At 63.7% G+C, this 18,280-nt stretch carries 20 protein-coding genes; 12 read left to right on the top strand and 8 right to left on the bottom strand.

What is annotated here, in order from left to right:
- Nucleotides 1–213 precede the first annotated feature (213 nt).
- Genes AC6H34_RS24870 through AC6H34_RS24855 form a run of 4 tightly spaced genes read right to left on the bottom strand, consistent with a single transcriptional unit; the run spans nucleotide 214 to nucleotide 3,624 of the window.
- Nucleotides 214–1,143, bottom strand: coding sequence for a quinoprotein relay system zinc metallohydrolase 2 (locus AC6H34_RS24870; protein ID WP_497540574.1), 930 nt, complete (start codon nucleotides 1,141–1,143; stop codon nucleotides 214–216).
- A gap of 33 nt (nucleotides 1,144–1,176) precedes the next feature.
- Nucleotides 1,177–1,908, bottom strand: a complete 732-nt coding sequence (locus tag AC6H34_RS24865; protein WP_497540573.1) for an ABC transporter ATP-binding protein — start codon at nucleotides 1,906–1,908, stop codon at nucleotides 1,177–1,179.
- Nucleotides 1,877–2,650, bottom strand: a complete 774-nt coding sequence (locus AC6H34_RS24860; RefSeq protein WP_497540572.1) for an ABC transporter permease — start codon at nucleotides 2,648–2,650, stop codon at nucleotides 1,877–1,879. Before AC6H34_RS24860 ends, AC6H34_RS24865 begins: the two co-directional genes overlap by 32 nt.
- Nucleotides 2,647–3,624 carry an ABC transporter substrate-binding protein gene (locus AC6H34_RS24855; protein WP_497540571.1) on the bottom strand — a complete coding sequence of 326 codons (978 nt, stop codon included), beginning with the start codon at nucleotides 3,622–3,624 and terminating at the stop codon, nucleotides 2,647–2,649. The genes AC6H34_RS24860 and AC6H34_RS24855 overlap by 4 nt, the downstream gene beginning before the upstream one ends.
- Before the next feature lie 301 nt (nucleotides 3,625–3,925).
- Between AC6H34_RS24855 and AC6H34_RS24850 the strand changes: the two genes are divergently transcribed.
- Both AC6H34_RS24850 and AC6H34_RS24845 read left to right on the top strand, forming a co-directional pair.
- On the top strand, nucleotides 3,926–4,312 hold the full coding sequence (locus AC6H34_RS24850) for a c-type cytochrome (RefSeq protein WP_497540570.1): 387 nt from the start codon (nucleotides 3,926–3,928) through the stop codon (nucleotides 4,310–4,312).
- A 94-nt stretch (nucleotides 4,313–4,406) separates the two neighbouring features.
- The gene (locus tag AC6H34_RS24845) at nucleotides 4,407–4,652 is read left to right on the top strand and encodes a hypothetical protein (RefSeq protein ID WP_448147625.1); all 246 of its coding nucleotides are present in this window, start codon (nucleotides 4,407–4,409) and stop codon (nucleotides 4,650–4,652) included.
- A gap of 63 nt (nucleotides 4,653–4,715) precedes the next feature.
- On the opposite strand, the gene AC6H34_RS24840 is transcribed toward AC6H34_RS24845, so the two are convergent.
- Nucleotides 4,716–5,096 carry a 4a-hydroxytetrahydrobiopterin dehydratase gene (locus tag AC6H34_RS24840; protein ID WP_497540569.1) on the bottom strand — a complete coding sequence of 127 codons (381 nt, stop codon included), beginning with the start codon at nucleotides 5,094–5,096 and terminating at the stop codon, nucleotides 4,716–4,718.
- A 121-nt stretch (nucleotides 5,097–5,217) separates the two neighbouring features.
- On the bottom strand, nucleotides 5,218–6,153 hold the full coding sequence (locus tag AC6H34_RS24835) for a LysR family transcriptional regulator (RefSeq protein ID WP_448147623.1): 936 nt from the start codon (nucleotides 6,151–6,153) through the stop codon (nucleotides 5,218–5,220).
- A gap of 135 nt (nucleotides 6,154–6,288) precedes the next feature.
- Between AC6H34_RS24835 and AC6H34_RS24830 the strand changes: the two genes are divergently transcribed.
- The 8 genes from AC6H34_RS24830 to rpe all read left to right on the top strand — a co-directional run bounded on the left by AC6H34_RS24830 (nucleotide 6,289) and on the right by rpe (nucleotide 15,101).
- The gene (locus AC6H34_RS24830; RefSeq protein WP_497540568.1) at nucleotides 6,289–7,347 is read left to right on the top strand and encodes a class 1 fructose-bisphosphatase; all 1,059 of its coding nucleotides are present in this window, start codon (nucleotides 6,289–6,291) and stop codon (nucleotides 7,345–7,347) included.
- A gap of 18 nt (nucleotides 7,348–7,365) precedes the next feature.
- Nucleotides 7,366–8,271 carry a phosphoribulokinase gene (locus AC6H34_RS24825; RefSeq protein ID WP_448147621.1) on the top strand — a complete coding sequence of 302 codons (906 nt, stop codon included), beginning with the start codon at nucleotides 7,366–7,368 and terminating at the stop codon, nucleotides 8,269–8,271.
- Nucleotides 8,271–10,286, top strand: a complete 2,016-nt coding sequence (tkt, locus tag AC6H34_RS24820) for a transketolase (protein ID WP_497540567.1) — start codon at nucleotides 8,271–8,273, stop codon at nucleotides 10,284–10,286. The genes AC6H34_RS24825 and tkt overlap by 1 nt, the downstream gene beginning before the upstream one ends.
- A gap of 33 nt (nucleotides 10,287–10,319) precedes the next feature.
- Nucleotides 10,320–11,405: a class II fructose-bisphosphate aldolase gene (gene fba / locus AC6H34_RS24815; protein WP_497540566.1), complete on the top strand. Its 1,086-nt coding sequence runs from the start codon at nucleotides 10,320–10,322 to the stop codon at nucleotides 11,403–11,405.
- A gap of 26 nt (nucleotides 11,406–11,431) precedes the next feature.
- Complete coding sequence (locus AC6H34_RS24810) at nucleotides 11,432–12,892, top strand: form I ribulose bisphosphate carboxylase large subunit (protein ID WP_497540565.1); 1,461 nt, start codon at nucleotides 11,432–11,434, stop codon at nucleotides 12,890–12,892.
- A gap of 10 nt (nucleotides 12,893–12,902) precedes the next feature.
- Nucleotides 12,903–13,322: a ribulose bisphosphate carboxylase small subunit gene (locus AC6H34_RS24805; RefSeq protein ID WP_497540564.1), complete on the top strand. Its 420-nt coding sequence runs from the start codon at nucleotides 12,903–12,905 to the stop codon at nucleotides 13,320–13,322.
- 97 nt (nucleotides 13,323–13,419) lie between these two features.
- On the top strand, nucleotides 13,420–14,379 hold the full coding sequence (gene cbbX, locus AC6H34_RS24800; protein ID WP_497540563.1) for a CbbX protein: 960 nt from the start codon (nucleotides 13,420–13,422) through the stop codon (nucleotides 14,377–14,379).
- Complete coding sequence (gene rpe, locus AC6H34_RS24795; protein ID WP_497540562.1) at nucleotides 14,376–15,101, top strand: ribulose-phosphate 3-epimerase; 726 nt, start codon at nucleotides 14,376–14,378, stop codon at nucleotides 15,099–15,101. The genes cbbX and rpe overlap by 4 nt, the downstream gene beginning before the upstream one ends.
- A gap of 69 nt (nucleotides 15,102–15,170) precedes the next feature.
- On the opposite strand, the gene AC6H34_RS24790 is transcribed toward rpe, so the two are convergent.
- Complete coding sequence (locus AC6H34_RS24790) at nucleotides 15,171–15,803, bottom strand: Vgb family protein (protein ID WP_448147615.1); 633 nt, start codon at nucleotides 15,801–15,803, stop codon at nucleotides 15,171–15,173.
- Between the two features lie 50 nt (nucleotides 15,804–15,853).
- Nucleotides 15,854–17,074, bottom strand: a complete 1,221-nt coding sequence (locus AC6H34_RS24785; protein WP_497540561.1) for a helix-turn-helix domain-containing protein — start codon at nucleotides 17,072–17,074, stop codon at nucleotides 15,854–15,856.
- Between the two features lie 118 nt (nucleotides 17,075–17,192).
- On the opposite strand from AC6H34_RS24785, the gene AC6H34_RS24780 reads away from it, so the two are divergent.
- On the top strand, nucleotides 17,193–17,966 hold the full coding sequence (locus AC6H34_RS24780) for a DUF899 domain-containing protein (protein WP_497540560.1): 774 nt from the start codon (nucleotides 17,193–17,195) through the stop codon (nucleotides 17,964–17,966).
- A gap of 5 nt (nucleotides 17,967–17,971) precedes the next feature.
- Nucleotides 17,972–18,238, top strand: a complete 267-nt coding sequence (locus tag AC6H34_RS24775; RefSeq protein ID WP_497540559.1) for a hypothetical protein — start codon at nucleotides 17,972–17,974, stop codon at nucleotides 18,236–18,238.
- Nucleotides 18,239–18,280 lie beyond the last annotated feature (42 nt).

Here is an 18,280-nt window from a genome sequence, read left to right as displayed (position 1 = left end):
CGAAACGCTGGCTTTCGAACCGGCCCTGCGATCCCCATCACAGTGCCGTTTGAAGTCGAAGATAAGTCACCTTATGCAACGACCTGCACTGATGCAACAATCCCCTGCTGCCCTTAGGTTTTATTTTTACCTTATTATAATGCAGCGCAAAAACCGATATATGCACCGCAATATCCGATGGTATTTCCTTATTTTGAGGGGCTGGAATTCTAGTCATTCCCACTCCAGCTCATGGTAAGCACTTGTCGCGTTGCGAGCATTGAAGTCATCGAACAGCAGCCATTGGTTGCGCTCGGACTGGCCGGCTTTTTCGGCTGCTTCCTGCATCGTGCTCCCCTTGTGAATGAGGTCACGTACGTCGCTTCGAAGGCGCTGCAGGTAGCGCTCCATGGGCTCGGCCGCCTGCGGCCAGGACATGACGGCCGGGCCGTGCCCCGGCACCACCCGAGCCGCCTTGCGCGCCTTCAGCATATCGATTACGTCGATCCAGCCATTGAGGCTGCCATCCAATGCCGGGACATGCTCGCAGAACAGCAGGTCGCCCAGGAACCACGTATCCGTCTTCTCGTCCCGGATCGTGATGTCGGTGTTGGTGTGGGCGGTCGGCCATGCCTCCAGAAGAAGCCGCCGCCCCCCTAGATCGAGTTCGAGACGGTCCTTGACCAGCAATGTCGGCACCACGATGCGCGTGCCGGCAAAGGCCTCGTCGCCGATCAGGGCGCGTGTCGCGTCCAGATAGGTCGCCGCTCGGGCGGTGAGGGCCTGCGGCAGTGCGGCGTGACCGACGAATACGGTGCCGTCTCGCTCGAAAGCCGCATTGCCGAGCACGTGGTCGGGGTGATCATGCGTATCTATGACATAGCGGACGGGTTTGGCGGTACGCGCCCGGATGGCCGCGAGCAGGCGCTGGCCGACTTGCAGCGATCCCCCGGTGTCGATCACCGCCACGGCGTCCGCTCCGACGATGAAGCCCGCGTTGCTGATTGCATCGGCGTTGCGCGGGTTCGCGAGTTCGTAGGCACCCGCGAACACAAAAACGCCATCGGCGATTTCGGTTACGGGCAAGGGAACAGGCAAAGCCTGCGCGCGGGACTGCACCGGCGCGATCAACAGCAGAGCCAGGATGACCAGCAGGCGGTGCATGGATATTTCCTCCTCGCGACGCCGTCCCGGCTTCTACAGGTGCAGGCGGGCGGTCAATTTTCCGTGCCGGTCCGCGATCCAGCCTTGCGTCCGCTCACGGCGCGGCATCGTAAGCCTCACCTCCTCGCGAATGCTGGCCGGCGGCCCATCCAAGAAGACCAGCCGGTCGGCCAGTTCGAGGGCCTCGCGCAGATTGTGAGTGACCATCAGCACTGCAATGCGATGGCGTGACACGGCGGCGAGCAGGCAATTCCTCAATTCCTGCGCGGCCTTGTCGTCGAGCGATACGAAGGGTTCGTCCAGCACCAGCAATTCGCGCTCCACCGCCAGCGCCCGGGCGAGGGACGCCCGACGGGCAAGCCCGAGGGAGAGGGCACCCGGAAAGTGGGAGCGGCGATCCGACAGGCCCATCTCGGAGAACAAATCGTCCAGGTTGCGGCTGCGCTCCTGAAGGGGCATGGCGAGGCGAATATTCTGCTCGACGCTGCGCCAGGGCAGCAGGCGCGGCTCCTGGAAGACGACGCCGACGGAGAGCCCCGCCGGATCCGGTCTCATCGATCCCTCGAAATCCCTGTCCAGCCCGAGCAATATCCTCAGGCATGTGGTCTTGCCGCAGCCCGAGGGACCGATGAGGCAGACAAATTCTCCACGCGGCAAGGACAGCGCGAGGTTCCGGACCGCCTCGACGGTCGCACCTCCGCGGCCGCCATAGGTCTTGCGCAGGATTTCGAGCTCAAGCAGAGGCGGGGCGCCAGCGTCGGACATGGGCTTCAAAGGGCTGGAGCAGGCAATATTCGATCGCGAGCATGACGATCGTGAAGGTCAGTGCATAGGCTAGCACGCCGCGCACGTCGAAAAGCTGGAAATAGAGCGAGATTGCATAGCCTACGCCCGATGGGCGGCCAAGGAGCTCCACCACCAGTACGATCTTCCAGACGAGCGCCAGTCCGGATCGCGCCGCCGCCGCGACATAGGGTGCAAGCTGGGGCAGCAGGACATGACGCAGCCAACTGCGGAAAGGAAAGCGATAGACCTTGCTCATTTCGTCGAGATCGCGGTCTAGCGAGCGGGCGCCCTCCCGGAGAATTACGATCACATTGGGAATCTTGTTCAGAGCGACCGCCGTGATGGCTGCCGCCTCGGTCAGGCCCAACCAGATGTAGCACATCACGGCGATCACCAGCGCCGGCATGTTGAGCAGTACCAGAAGCCAGATATCGAAGGCGCCGTTGAGCCGCTGCCATCGCCCGAAGGCGACGCCGATCGCGGCGCCGATGAACATGGCGATGACGAAGGAGGCCGTCACGCGCCAGAGCGTGATTCCGATGTTGGACAGCATCTCCCCATGGAGCAGTTCCTGGCCGACGAAGGCGGCTACGGAAGCGGGCGGGGGGAGTGAAGGTCGGTCGGCCAACGATGCGGCCACCTGCCAGAACAGGACCAGCAGCAGGAGCGATACGAGCCGCGGGGCGATGCCGGAGAGAAACCAGTCGGCCCTTGAGTTCATGCGCTTTTCCAGTAGAGCCCGTCCGGCAGCGCCTTGGTCTTGCCAACCAGTTTTTCACCACCGAGTTCGGCAAGAACGGCGTAGAGCCTCGTCGCGTCGGCCTGCTCGTCGGCGACCGGCCGGCTGGGAATGCCGGCGATGAAATTGCGCTTCAGGACCTCGAAAGCCGTGTCGTCGCCGGCCTGCATCAGCGGGCGTACGACATTCCAGATCGCCCCTTCGCTGGCCAATGCCCGCTTGGCGCTGCGCGAAATGCCGGCAAAACCCTCGATCACCGCGGGGTCGAACCCGACGCGGCTGCGGTCGAAGACGTAGCCGATGAAGGCGATGGAGCCCTCGATGCCGAAGGCCTTCGTCATCCCATCGGCGCCTATAAGCCGCCGGAAGCCCTTGGCCTCCAATCGGGCGCAGAAATTCCAATAGAGCAGGGCGGCATCGAGTTCGCCCGACTCAAGCTTCTGGCTGAGAAGCGGCGGCGCGCCGTAGGCGGGGTTAGCGGCCATCGCCAGATCGAGTCCAGCTTGCTTGCGCGCGAATGCCTGCAGCAGGAGCCAGCTCTTGTCGAGAGCGCCGCCTGCCACGCCGATGCGTTTGCCCGAGAGGTCCGCGACGGATTTAATGGGGGAGGAGGCCGGCACCATCAGTGCGCCCTCGGTGGACGAAAAAGGCAGGAAGACGATATCCCGCCCTTCGCCCCGCATCCGAGCTGCCCAGAGAAGGTCGGAGACGATGGTATCGACGCTGCCACCGAGAAAGGCGATTCGCCCCGCGTCGTTGGAGGCCAGTTTCAGGCTGTCGACCTGCAGGCCCGCGGCGCGATCGAGGCCGAGGTGACGGATGACGGCAAGCTCCCAGTCGACCGTTCCGAAAGTCAGTACGCCGACCTTGAGTTCGGCAGCGGCCGCTCGCGCGGCATCGCTCGGCGCAAGGAGCGCAGCGGCCGCCAAGGCGAGCATCCGCCTGCGGTTCAGCATGAGTCCCTCGCGGTGATGCGGCGCGACGAACTTTTCGCGAGGGAGCCGGCAAAGACTTGCCGGACGCCCCGGTGAAGCCGGGATACGAGCGGTCCTGCCGTCATCGGAAAAAGGAGCCTCCGTATAAAAAATTTGGAACTATTCTTGACAGACAGTGTGATCAGCATTTTTCATACTGTCCAGTGCTTTTCAGTTGCACGATCTTCGAAATGCAAGAGCGTCGCGACTTTGAGGTTAAAATAATAAAAAATCTAAGTAGACATGGCACGGAGTCTCCGTATAAGCCGAGAAGAGGAAGCAAATGCGACGGATAATCATTGGAATTCTTATCTCATCTGCCCTCTCAGGCACGGTATACGCTCAAGATGCGGGGCATGGCGAGAAAATATTCCTGAGGTGTAAGGCGTGTCACCAAATTGGGGAGGGAGCTAAAACGCTCGTCGGCCCAGAGTTGAATGGAGTAGTGGGACGTCCATCTGGATCCATAGAAGGTTATTCCTATTCGGATGGAATGAAGAATTCTCATCTGACCTGGACTGACGACAATCTCTCAGAATATCTTAAGAGCCCAAAACAGAAGGTGCCGGGAAACAAGATGGCATTTCCGGGCCTGATGAAGCCGGAGGATGTTGCCGACGTCATCGCCTACCTGAAGCAATTCGACGCCAGCGGCAAGAAGACACAGTAAGGCAGGATCGTTCGCTCCGGATTGCCCATGCCCTGCATTGAGGGCGTGGGCTTGCGCATCCTCCGGCAAGCAGATCACTGCGGAGCAATGGAAGATGGCGAGCTTTAGCGCGATCGTGCTGATCTGTCTGGTGGCGGTGCCGCAGGAGGAGTGCAACGAGAAGACGGCCGTCGATGTCATGTCCGTGCGGGTGGCATCAGAGATCGGCTGCGCGATGGGATGGCAGGAACTCGTGGCAAGATCGAGCCTGCGGGAAGGACTCGGCTCCTCTGCCTACCTCAAGACAATCTGCCGGATCGACCGCAGGGGCGAGCAGGGAGCGCCGCCTCCGCCGCGATAGGCGATCGCCAGGCGCGGCAACATCGCCTTACGTCGACGGTGGTACCCGTCTGTGCGTGATCACTCATTTTTCGTATTTGATATAGGCGAATCGCATGTCGTCCTGCGGTGTGCCGGTCAGCGTGCCCTCGCCGCCGGGCTGCCACAAAACCACTTCCTCGATCTTCCTGGCGAGCGCGAAGTCCTTCTCCGTGATGCCCTTGGCGGCATGGTTCTTCAGCCGCACTTCGACCCAGGCATAGGAAGCCGTGATGTCGGGATGATGCCAGGCGGCCTCCGCGAGATGGCCGACGGTGTTGATCACCATCAGCGTGCCCTTCCAGCTATTGGTGCGATAGTCTCGCCGGATCCAGCCGCCCTCGAGCCGCCAGCGAGGCAGTTCGCGAGCAAGACGTTCCGTGACTTCTTCGTCGGTGAAGGTGCGTTCCTTTGCCTGCTCACTCATGCCGCTCCTCCCTGAGTGCGGACGAGCATAGAGCAAAATGCAGGTGGACCGAAGCGTTTGCATTTCCTGGCAGTTCATGGGCCGCCGGAACGCACCGGCTCGCCGAAGCGAAACGGTAGCACTAGCGGGCTGGCAGCGGGGGGTGCGGCAAGTAGCGCGCCGCCTCCCGGGCCATGAAGGCGAGCGCTCCTTCAGCCGGCGGCAACAGCACCTTGTCGATCCGCCGCACCACGAACCACTGCCGCACGACGGGCAGGCCTGCGACATCGAGCACGACCAGGCGCCCGTCTTCGATCTCCGTTGCGACGGTGTGGGCGGAAATGAAGGCGATGCCGAGATCGGCCATCACAGCCTGCTTGATGGTTTCGTTGCTGTCGAATTCCATGCCGATATGGGGAGACAACTCCGTTTGCTCGAACAGCCGCTCCATGAGCATGCGGGTTCCCGAGCCCGGTTCGCGCATCAGGAAGGTCTCGTGCGAAAGATCGACCGCGGCAAGGCCGGCCTCCCTGGCGAGCCAGTGCGTGCGGGATGCAACGATGACATGGGGATGATCGCCGATCAGGTGTTTCTCCACCTCGATGTCGGGGGGAGGGCGGCCCATGACGGCGATATCGAGCGAATAATCCCGGAGGGCCTGCATGATCTCCTGGCGGTTGCCGATCGAGAGGACGATTTCGACCTTTGGCTGCACCTTCGCGAGGGCGGCGATGATGAAGGGCACGAAGTATTTTGCCGTACTGACGGCACCGACGCAGACGCGCCCGGCATTGCGGCCCGAGATCATCTCCAGTTGCGCCTCGCAGTCGGCGATTGCCGCTTCGATGCGCCGGTGGAGAGCAAGCATTTCCCGCCCCGCGTCCGTCAGCAGCATACCCTCGCCGGTACGCTGAAGAAGCGGCAGATCCGCCAAATCCTGCAGATTGCGCAATTGCAGCGTCACGGCCGGCTGGGTCAGGTTCAGGCTCTTGGCGGCGAGCGTCACATTGCCGCTGGCGTCAAGCGCGGCCAGGGCGCGCAGCTGTCGGCGGGTCATGTCCCGCAGTCGGATTGCCATATAAGCAAAACTTTTGTCTGATAGAAGATATTAAAATTTCTGTTATTTCTTCGTTTCGGTCAAGCTCCTTTCAAGAACATGCCCGGAAGACTTCCGGGCAAGCGGCTCCAGCCGCCGGAAGGGAGGAGCACGTCCATGGACGAACGCCTGCTGCTGCAAGATTATCTCAAGCGCCACGCCTGCAGTGATACCCGGCGGCAGGCCGTCGCCGAGGTCGTCGCCTGCCTGGCCACCACGGCCATCTACGTTGCGGAAACCGTGTCCCTTGGCGCGCTCTCAGGCATCGAGCGCAAGCCGCGTGGCCGCAACGCCAATGGTGACATGCAGAACGATCTCGACGTGTGGACGGACCGGCGCTTCAGGGACGCCCTGTGTACCTGCCCGGCTGTCTCCGCCCTCGCTTCTGAAGAAATGGAGGAGGTGGAGATATGGGACGCGGCACGACCTTTCGCGGTTGCCATCGATCCCATCGACGGCTCTGCGAATGTCGACGTGAACATGCCTGTCGGCACGATCTTTTCGATCGTGCCGACCCCAGACGGTTTCGCCGGAGGCGACGCACGGGATCTGGCATGGCCGCGGGGCACCGAGCAGGCGGCGGCGGGCTTCATCGTCTATGGCCCACAGACCAGCCTGGTCCTGACGCTGGGCGAAACCGTGGACGTCTTCACGCTCGATCGTCGCAATCTGATTTTCCGGCTGACGCGGACCGGCCTCCGGATGGCGGGCGGAGCGCATGCCGAGTACGCCATCAACGCCTCGAACTACCGCCACTGGGAAGAACCGGTCCGCACCTACATCGACGAGTATCTCGCCGGTGCGGAAGGGCCCCACGGCCGCGATTTCAACATGCGCTGGCACGGAGCGCTGGTGGCGGACGCCTATCGGGTACTGACGCGCGGCGGCATCTATCTCTACCCGGCCGATGCGCGGGCCGGATACGGCCAGGGACGCCTGCGTCTCGTCTACGAGGCTAATCCGATGGCGCTCCTGATCGAGCGGGCAGGCGGTTCGGCTTCCAATGGGCGCAGTCGCATCCTGGATCTCGTGCCACGCGTTCTGCACCAGCGCGTGCCGTTGATCCTCGGCCCGATCGAGCAGGTCGAGCGCCTCGAAGCCTTGCACAACCGCCCGGGATTGTGGCCGCAGACTGCTTCGCCGTTGTTCGCGACGCGTGGGCTGTTCCGGGTTTGAACGGGAAGAGATGACGCCATGTCGACCAAGCACCCCATCATCTCGATCACGGGCTCCTCCGGCGCCGGGACGACTTCGGTCAAGCGGACGTTCGAGCAGATCTTCCGTCGCGAGAACATCAGTGCCGCCTATGTCGAGGGTGACGCCTTTCATCGCTATGACCGCGCCGAAATGCGCCACCAGATGGCCGAGCAGGCGGCGCAGGGCAACAGGCATTTCAGCCATTTCAGTCCGGAGACCAATCTCTTCGCGGAACTCGAGGACCTGTTCCGGACCTATGGCCGGACCGGCACCGGTGTCGTGCGGCGCTATGTCCACGACGAGGAGGAGGAACGCCTCTATGGCTCACCACCCGGTACATTCACGCCCTGGGAACGCATTCCCGCCGACACCGACCTTCTCTTCTATGAAGGGCTGCACGGCGCCGTCGTGACGGACGAAGTGAATGTCGCAGAGCATGCGGATCTCAAGATCGGCGTCGTGCCGGTGATCAACCTCGAATGGATACAAAAGCTGCACCGGGACCGCAGCACGCGCGGATATTCCACGGAGGCGGTGACGGACACCATCCTGCGGCGCATGCCGGACTATGTGAACTACATCTGCCCCCAGTTCACCGAGACCGATATCAATTTCCAGCGCGTGCCGACGGTGGATACGTCAAACCCGTTCATCGCCCGCTGGATCCCGACGCCCGACGAATCGATGGTGGTGATCCGCTTCCGCAATCCGCGCGGCATCGATTTTCCCTATCTGCTGGCGATGATCCCCAACAGCTTCATGTCGCGGGCCAATTCGATCGTGATCCACGGCTCGAAGCTCGATCTCGCCATGCAGCTGATCCTGACCCCGCTGATCCTGCAACTGGTCGATCGCAAGAAGCGGGCGGCCTCGCATGCCCCCGTGCCAGAAAGGGTTGACTGATGAACATATCGAGCTCTCCGCGCGCCTTCGAGGCGGGCGTCTCGCAGCGCGACATGGCCAACGCCATCCGGTTTCTCGCGGTGGACGCGGTCGAGAAGGCCAAGTCCGGCCATCCCGGCCTACCCATGGGCATGGCTGACGTCGCCACCGTGCTCTTCACCCGGTTCCTCAAGTTCGATCCGGCTGATCCAGCCTGGCCCGACCGCGACCGCTTCGTGCTATCGGCAGGGCATGGCTCCATGCTCCTCTATGCGCTCCTGCATCTGACTGGCTACCCGGAGATGAGCCTGGACGAGATCAAGGCCTTCCGGCAGTGGGGTTCGAAGACGCCGGGCCACCCCGAATATGGCCACACGGAGGGCGTGGAGACCACGACCGGGCCGTTGGGGCAGGGTATCGCGACCGCCGTGGGCATGGCGCTTGCCGAGCGCCTCGCCAATGCGCGCTTCGGCCACGACATCGTCGATCACCATACCTATGTGTTGGCGGGCGATGGCTGCCTGATGGAAGGCATCAGCCATGAGGCGATCTCGCTGGCCGGCCATCTGAAGCTCGACCGGCTCATCGTCCTGTTCGACGACAACCAGATCTCGATCGACGGAGCTACTTCGCTGGCCTGCTCGGATGACCAACTCGCGCGCTTTGCGGCAAGCGGCTGGTCCACGAGGCGCGTCGACGGGCATGATCCCGAAGCGGTCGCGGAGGCGATCGAGGTCGAGCTTGCCACGGACCGGCCATCCCTCATCGCCTGCAGAACCATCATCGGCTATGGCGCACCCAATCGCCAGGGCTCGGAGAAGGCGCATGGCGCCCCGCTAGGGGCACAGGAAACGCAGGCGACGCGCGAGGCGCTGACCTGGCCTTATCCTCCCTTCGAGATCCCCTCGCCGATACTGGACGCCTGGCGCGTCGCCGGTGCGCGTGGCCGGAAGGAACGCGAAGCGTGGACCGCGCGGACCCTGCGCTTGGGAGACGAAGCCCTCGAACGGTTTTACGACGCGCTGGACGGCAACCTGACCTCCCGCCTGGAGCGGGCGCTCGCCGACATCCGCGAACGATTTGCGACCGGCAAGCCGCAAATCGCTACGCGCCAGGCCTCGCAGCAGGTGATCGAGGCGATGGCCGCCGCGCAACCCAATCTGATCGGTGGTTCGGCCGATCTGACGCATTCCAATCTCACCCATGTCGAGGGGCAGGCTTCCGTCGTGCCGGGCGATTTTGCGGGAAGCTACATCCACTACGGCATTCGCGAACACGGCATGGCGGCCGCGATGAACGGCATCGCGTTGCATGGTGGCTTCATCCCCTATGGCGGCACCTTCCTCGTCTTCGCCGATTACAGTCGGCCGGCCATCCGTCTCGCCGCCCTGATGGGAGCGCGGGTCATCCATGTCATGACGCATGATTCCATCGGCCTTGGAGAGGACGGGCCGACGCACCAGCCGGTCGAGCATCTGGCCGCACTGAGGGCCATTCCCAATCTCCTGGTGTTCCGGCCCTCCGATGCCGTGGAGACGGCGGAGGCCTGGGAGTGTGCGCTGCGGGCCGATCGGCAACCATCCGTGCTGTGCCTCTCCCGCCAGGCCCTGCCGGCGATGCCGAGGGCGCAGGTGGGGGAGAACAAGGTCGCGCTCGGAGCCTACCTCGTCACCATGCCCGAGGGGGAGCGCGACGTCACGCTCATCGGTTCCGGTTCCGAGGTCTCCATCGCCTTGGAAGCAGCTGAGGTCCTCGCCCGCGAGGGTGTTCGGGCCGCGGTCGTTTCCGCGCCGTGCCTTGAACTCTTCGCTCTGCAGCCCAGGGAATATCGCGAGGCTGTGCTCGGCTCGGGCGCCCGCGTCGCCGTCGAGGCGGCCCTCGAGGGAAGCTGGGCACGATGGATCGGAGACAAGGGCGCGTTCGTGGGCATGGGCGGGTTCGGTGCGTCGGCACCCGCGGGCACGCTCTATCGCGAGTTCGGCATTACGGCGGACGCCGTGGCTGCTTGCGCGCGGCGGTCGCTCGCATCCGCTTGAGGAAACCGGTCCGGATCACACGAGGAGGCACACATGGCCCGCATCACCCTTAGACAATTGCTGGATGACGCCGCCGAGCGGGGTTACGGCGTCCCTGCCTTCAACATCAACAATATGGAGCAGGGCCTGGCCATCATGGAGGCCGCGCAGGCCGTCGATGCTCCCGTCATCCTGCAGGCGTCGCGAGGCGCGCGGTCCTATGCCGGCGACATCATGCTGGCGAAGATGGTCGAGGCCCTGGAGGCGACATACCCGCATATTCCGCTTTGCCTGCATCAGGACCACGGCAATGACGAGGCGACCTGCGCCAGCGCCATTCGCCACGGCTTCACCTCGGTCATGATGGACGGTTCGCTCAAGGCCGATGCCAAGACCCCGGCGGACTATGGCTACAACGTCGATATCACCCGACGGGTGGTCGATCTCGCCCATTGGGTGGGAGCGTCCGTCGAGGGCGAACTCGGCGTGCTCGGCTCGCTGGAGGCCGGCGGCGGGGAACAGGAGGATGGGCACGGCGTGGTCGGGGAGGTCAGCCACGATCAACTGCTCACCGACCCGGACCAGGCCGTGGACTTCGTCCGCGCCACGAAAGTGGACGCCCTGGCGATTGCCATGGGGACCTCGCACGGCGCCTACAAGTTCAGCCGCAAGCCGGATGGGGAGATCCTGGCGATGCATGTGATCGAGGAGATCCACCGGCGCCTGCCGGACGTGCACCTCGTGATGCATGGCTCCTCTTCCGTGCCGCAGGACCTGCAGGATCTGTTCAACGCCCATGGCGGGGCCATGCCGCAGACATGGGGAGTGCCCGTCGAGGAGATCGTCCGCGGCATCCGCCACGGCGTGCGCAAGGTCAACATCGATACCGATTGCCGCCTGGCGATGACGGCGATGTTCCGGAAGGTCGCTGACGGGAATCGCGGGGAGTTCGATCCCCGAAAGTTCCTGAAACCCGCAATGGATGCGCTTCAGAAGCTTTGCCGGGAGCGCTTCGAACAGTTCGGCACGGCTGGCAATGCCGCTCGCATCAAGGTGGTGCCGCTCGCTGAAATGGCCCTGCGCTACAGGTCCGGCGGCCTCGATCCCCGGGTCGCCGGCATGGCTACGGCAGCTGAATAGTCTCACTCATTCCCAGGGAGGAAGCGATGAACGCACTCACCGAAACCATCAGAGGCAAGGATCGCTACAGGTCCGGTGTGATGGAATACAAGAAGATGGGCTATTGGGAGCCCGCCTACGAACCCAAGGATACCGATATCATCGCCCTGTTCCGGGTCACGCCCCAGGACGGCGTCGATCCGATCGAGGCCGCCGCGGCGGTTGCCGGCGAAAGCTCGACCGCGACGTGGACGGTGGTGTGGACCGACCGGCTGACCGCTGCCGAGAAGTATCGCGCCAAGTGCTATCGCGTCGATGCCGTGCCGAACGCGGCAGGGCAGTACTTCGCCTACATTGCCTATGACCTCGACCTGTTCGAGCCCGGATCGATCGCCAATCTCTCGGCATCCATCATCGGGAACGTCTTCGGCTTCAAGCCGCTGAAGGCGTTGCGCCTGGAGGACATGCGCTTTCCGGTTGCGTATGTGAAGACGTTCCAGGGGCCCGCGACCGGCATCGTGGTCGAACGCGAGCGCCTGGACAAGTTCGGCCGCCCTTTGCTCGGCGCCACCGTGAAGCCAAAGCTGGGCCTCTCCGGGCGCAATTACGGGCGCGTCGTCTACGAGGCGCTCAAGGGCGGCCTCGACTTCACGAAGGACGACGAGAACATCAACTCCCAGCCCTTCATGCATTGGCGCGAGCGCTTCCTCTATTGCATGGAGGCGGTCAACAAGGCGCAGGCCGCCACGGGCGAGATCAAGGGGACATATCTCAACGTCACCGCTGGCACGATGGAACAGATGTACGAGCGTGCCGAACTCGCGCGCGACCTCGGTTCCACCATTGTCATGATCGACCTGGTGATCGGCTACACCGCCATCCAGTCCATGGCCGCCTGGGCCCGCCGCAATGACATGATCCTGCATCTGCACCGGGCAGGGCATGGCACCTACACGCGGCAGAAGGCGCATGGCGTCTCGTTCCGCGTGATCGCGAAGTGGATGCGCCTTGCCGGCGTCGACCACATCCACGCCGGCACGGTGGTGGGCAAGCTGGAGGGCGATCCCAACACGACCCGCGGCTACTACGACATCTGCCGCGAGGACTTCAATCCGATGCAACTTGAACACGGCATCTTCTTCGACCAGCATTGGGCCAGTCTCAACAAGCTGTTGCCCGTCGCATCCGGCGGCATCCATGCCGGCCAGATGCACCAGTTGCTTCATCTGCTGGGAGAGGACGTGGTGCTGCAGTTCGGCGGGGGCACCATCGGGCATCCGATGGGCATCCAGACCGGGGCGACGGCGAACCGCGTTGCCCTGGAAGCGATGATCCTGGCTCGCAACGAGGGGCGGGACTACCTCCACGAGGGTCCGGAGATCCTGGCGAAGGCGGCGGCGACCTGCACGCCCCTCAAGCAGGCTCTCGATGTCTGGAAGGACGTCACCTTCAATTACCAGTCGACCGACACCCCCGATTTCGTGCCCACCATGGCCGTCACAGCTTGAGGAACCGATCATGCGCATAACACAGGGCTGTTTCTCCTTCCTGCCCGATCTCTCCGACGAGCAGATCACCAGCCAGGTCCAGTACTGCCTGGAAAAGGGATGGGCCGTGAATATCGAGTTCACCGACGATCCTCATCCCCGGAACACGTATTGGGAAATGTGGGGCCTGCCGATGTTCGATCTCCGCGACGCGGCCGGCGTGATGATGGAACTCAACGAGTGCAGGCGGGTCTATGGAGACCGCTACATCCGCCTGTCGGCCTTCGACTCCAGCCATGGCTGGGAGTCGGTCCGCCTGTCCTTCATCGTCAATCGCCCGAAGGACGAGCCTGGCTTCCGGCTCGATCGCCAGGAGAGCAGGGGGCGCGGCATCCGCTACACCACCCATGCCTACGCCGCACGTGAACCCGAGGGGCGCCGCTACGGCTGATCCTCGAACAGACCCACCTCCCGGCTGTCGTTGAAAACCGGGACCCTTGCTCCGTCGCCGTTCGACGGCGACGGAGCCTCTTGCGAGAGGATCGACCTTGCTGGATCAGTTTCACGGCGACGCACCCACCCTGGCAGCAACCGCTGGCAGCGATGCGATTAACCTGCGCCAGGAATTCGAGGCCGTGGGCATCGCGACCGTGTTCGAGCAACTCGATCGGGAACTGGTCGGTCTTGCTCCCGTCAAGTCGCGCATCAGGGAGATAGCGGCGCTCCTCCTGATCGAACGCATCCGCAAGAGCCTGGGTTTGGCCAACGAGCCACCGACCCTGCATATGTCCTTCACCGGAAATCCCGGCACCGGCAAGACGACGGTCGCCATGCGAATGGCCGATATCCTGCACCGCCTCGGCTTCGTGCGGCGAGGCCATGTCGTGTCGGTGACGCGGGACGATCTCGTTGGGCAGTATATCGGCCACACGGCGCCCAAGACGAAGGAGATACTCAAGAAGGCGATGGGCGGCGTGCTGTTCATCGATGAAGCGTACTATCTCTACAGGCCGGAGAACGACCGGGATTACGGCCAGGAATCCATTGAGATCCTGCTTCAGGTGATGGAGACCCAACGCGACGACCTCGTGGTGATCCTCGCCGGCTATGCCGACCGCATGGACAAGTTCTACCAGAGCAATCCGGGCTTTCGTTCGCGTATCGCCCACCATATCGACTTTCCCGACTATGCGGACGGGGAGTTGCTGGCGATCGCCGAGCTCATGCTCCGCGACGGCAACTACCATTTCACGCCGGAGGCGCGGGAGGCGTTCATCCGCTACATCGCCCTGCGCAAGTCTCAACCTCTCTTCTCGAACGCCCGCTCGATCCGCAATGCGCTGGATCGCATGCGTCTGCGGCAGGCAAGCCGTCTCATCGCCAATCTCGACCGTCGCCTCACGCAGGAACAGATCATGGCGATCGAGGCCGACGACGTGCTCGCGAGCCGCGTCTTCGGCGCGAGAACCGCCGCGCCGATGCTCAAGAGCGAAGGAGGAAGCCAATGAAGCCCACCAGCCGCATTGCCGAGCAGGTCGATACGGTCGCCGAGAATGAGGGAATCATCATCGCGCCCTCGATCCTTTCGGCGGATTTTTCACGACTGGGCGAGGAGATCAGGGCAATCGATGCCGCCGGCGCAGACTGGATCCATTGCGACGTGATGGACGGCCATTTCGTTCCGAACATCACTTTCGGCCCCGACGTGATAAAGGCCGTCCGACCATACACGACCAAGCCCTTCGACGTGCATCTGATGATCGCGCCGGCCGATGCCTATCTGGAAGCCTTTGCAAAGGCGGGCGCCGACATCATCACCGTGCATGCCGAAGCCGGGCCGCATCTCGATCGCTCGTTGCAGGCGATCAGGCAGTTCGGCTGCAAGGCCGGTGCCGTTCTCTGCCCGGCTACGCCGGAGCAGGCGATCGAACATGTGCTGGATCGGCTCGATCTCATCCTGGTGATGACCGTCAATCCCGGTTTCGGCGGGCAGGCCTTCATTACCAGTCAATTGGAGAAGATCAGGCGCATCAGGGCCATGATCGGAAGGCGTCCCATACGCCTGGAGGTCGATGGCGGGGTGAACCCCGAAACGGCGGCTCTCGTCGCCACAGCCGGGGCCGACACGCTTGTGGCCGGCTCGGCTGCTTTTCGCGATGGTGCCGCGAGCTACGCGTCCAACATAACCGCCCTGCGAATGGCGGCGACGTTCCAGGCTACGCCGGATTGAAACCGAAGTGCCGTCCAGGATGTCGACTACGCCCCCTGCGCGGCCCGGTCGTTCCCGATTTTCCGGGTGTCATCGCGGCCGGCGGACAGCCCTTACCTTCCCACTGTTGCCACCGCCGCAATAGAACCGTTCGTCACCGTCTGCCTCCAGGCCAGATACCGCCATACCGGCCGGCATTTCGAGCCTCTCCAGGACCTTTCCCGTTCTTGGATCGACGCGCCGCAACTCGCTCTGGTCGTTTTCCAAGGTGCCATGCCATAGTTCGCCATGGGTCCATGTAACTCCCGTGACGAAGCGGTTCGACTCGATGGTCCGCAGGACCGCCCCAGTTTCCGGGTCGATCTGGTGGATCTTGCGCTCGCGATACTGTCCTACCCAGAGCGTTCCCTCGGCCCATGCAAGTCCTGAATCGCCCCCGCCGCCGGGGGCGGGAATCGAGGCGAGGACACGCCCGGTCGTCGGATCGATCTTCTGGATCCGCTCCTCGGCGATCTGGAACAGGTGCCTGCCATCGAATGCCGTACCCGCATGGGCCGCGACATCGATCGAGCGCACCGTCTTCCCGCTCTTGGTGTCTAGGGCATTCAGCCGTTCGCCGGAGGCGAACCAGACGTGCTCGCCGTCATATGTCAGCCCGTGAACCCGATCGACTCCCGGGAAAGGGCCGTATTCGCAAAGGATCTCGGCGGCGGCGCGCTTCATGATTGGTTCTCCAACGGCTTGTTCCCCGTGAGGCGGGGAGCTCCTTCTCCCTAACCGATCGGCAATGGCGCCGGGAGTAACAAGGTCGTCGCGAAACCCGGGGCCGGCGGTGTCATCCAGCGTCGCGCGCGTCCGCGACCCACGGACTGTATCTTGCCCGATGCAGCAAGCGCGTCCAGCGCCCGCTGTACGCTGCGCTGGCTGGTGCCGAGGGCAAGGGCGAGCGCCGAACTCGACCAACTCTCGCCATCCGCCAGAAAGGCGAGCACCGCGGCGTGCCGTTCCTCCACTGGCCGAGCGATCACGAGTACTTCCTGGGCGTGGCGCGGAACCAGTACGTACCCACGGCCGGTCGCGTCGACACCGGCGAGTGTTCGCAGTATCGCCCGAAGCCGGCCGATCTCGACGCGCAACCTGGCTCGATGCGATTCATCGGCGTGCCTGGCTCGAAAGGCCCTGGCAAGCAAGGCGTCCCTCGGCACGTCCGCGGGCCATGCCTCGCCGAGAGCGAGGACCAGCGTGAAAAGGACGGGACGTTTGGCAAGCGGGACGATCTTGCCTGCCTGGCGCACGATATAGCGGCAGGCATCCACCACCATTGCCCGGGACGCCTCCAGGACCTCGACCTCATCGAGGAGGAGGGCGCGCGACTCTCCGTTCGAGATGAGACGTGCGGCGGGGGTGTCCAGCACCTGCGTGGCGTTCTCTGCCTCTGCAATGAGTGCGGGGATGCCGGCCTCCGCTGCTGCCCGTCCTGCACGCGCGACCGCGGCTCGCGCTTCAGCCGCCCTGAGACGGCGCATGGCGATCCCGGCAGCCACCAATTCATGCGCAGCCCTCAGGGCAGGGGGCAGGGGGAGGGACCCAATGCCGGCAAGCATCTGCTCGGCCGCATCGAGGCGACCGAGCAGGAGGAGGCGGCGTGCGGCCAGATGCCGTGCATGGGCGGCGTTCGTCCCATCGCCATGGCGTTCGAGCGTCACCCGTGCTGCATCCAGACTTTTTTCGGGCCAGTTGAGATCTCGCGACACGAGCGCGATTTCCGCCTCCGCCACGATGCACCGCGCTCGGGCCACGGCTTCCCGCTGGCCGAAGGCGCGGCCCGCACGCCGCAGAAGGACCTTGGCCCGTTCCAGATCGCCAAGTTGCGCCATCGCAATGCCGCGGAGTGCGAGCGCGGGAGCATCCTCCCGCAGGGCGACCCGATTCAGGGCGCCGAAAGGATCCCCCGCGGCCAGGGCCTGCGCTGCGGCCGTGATCAGCGAGTCCATCGGAATCCCGCCAAACTTGTCACTCCCACCATTCGTCCGCTGCTTCCTAGTCTATCGCATGACCGGCCGGCCAAGCACATCCCGTATCGAACCGGCATCGGTCAAAGGGAGATGAACAATGACGACACACATTACCGGAACACGCGAGGAATGGCGGGCGGCTAGGCTGGATCTGCTCGGCGCGGAAAAGGAACTGACGCGGCGCAGCGACGAATTGGCGAGGCGAAGGCAGAGCCTGCCCTGGGTGAAAGTGGACAAGGCCTATCGTTTCGATACCGAGGCCGGTAGCGCTACGCTGGCGGATCTGTTCAAGGGGCGCTCCCAGCTTCTCGTCTATCACTTCATGTTCGGACCCGACTACACGGCCGGCTGTCCGTCATGTTCCTCGATTGCCGATGGCTTCAACGGCATCGTCGTCCATCTGGAAAACCACGACGTCGCCTTTACCGCCGTCTCACGCGCACCGCTCGCGAAGCTGCAGGCCTTCAAACGGCGGATGGGATGGGGTTTCGATTGGGCATCCTCCTTCGGCAGCGATTTCAACGCCGACTTCAGCGTATGGTTCAGCGAGGACCAGCAGCGCGACGGCGGCATCGAATACAATTATCGTCGCGAGCCGCCGATGGACGGCGTGCCGGCCGGACCGGCCGCGGACGGGCCAGGCGCCCAGTGCGCCGCCCGCGCGGGGACCGACTTTGCCACCTTCATACGGGAGAGGCCGGGCGTCAGCGCCTTCGCGCAGGAAGGCGGCGAGGTCTACCACACCTACTCCAGCTATGCCCGCGGCGTGGACGGCATCTGGGGCATGTATCAGTGGCTCGACCGCGCTCCCAAAGGCCGCAACGAACAGGGCATCTGGTGGCGTCATCACGATGCTTATGAGCGGGGGTAACGGTCATGCCTTCATCCAACTGGGCGGCGGGAGGCAGGCAGGGCAGCCGGCGACGGGGGATCGGCGAGTGGCTCTGCCTGGCCGCGACCCCGGTCTTCGCGACCATGGCCTTCCTCACCGCCATTGGCGGTAGTGCCGACATGATGTGCTCCGCCGTGGGAGGCGCCTTTTCCCTGAACGGTATGGCGACGATGTATCTTCTTATGAGCGTCTTCCACATGCCGCCTTGGCTCCGGTTGATGTTTGGCCACGCCGGCAGATTCGACTCGTGAGAATCATGCCGAGATCGCCGACGGGCTTGCAATTTGTTCGCG

It is taken from the genome of Labrys sp. ALF-8, from assembly GCF_059699065.1.
The sequence above is the reverse complement of the archived record's forward strand: the minus strand, read 5'-3'. Positions and strand labels throughout refer to the sequence as shown.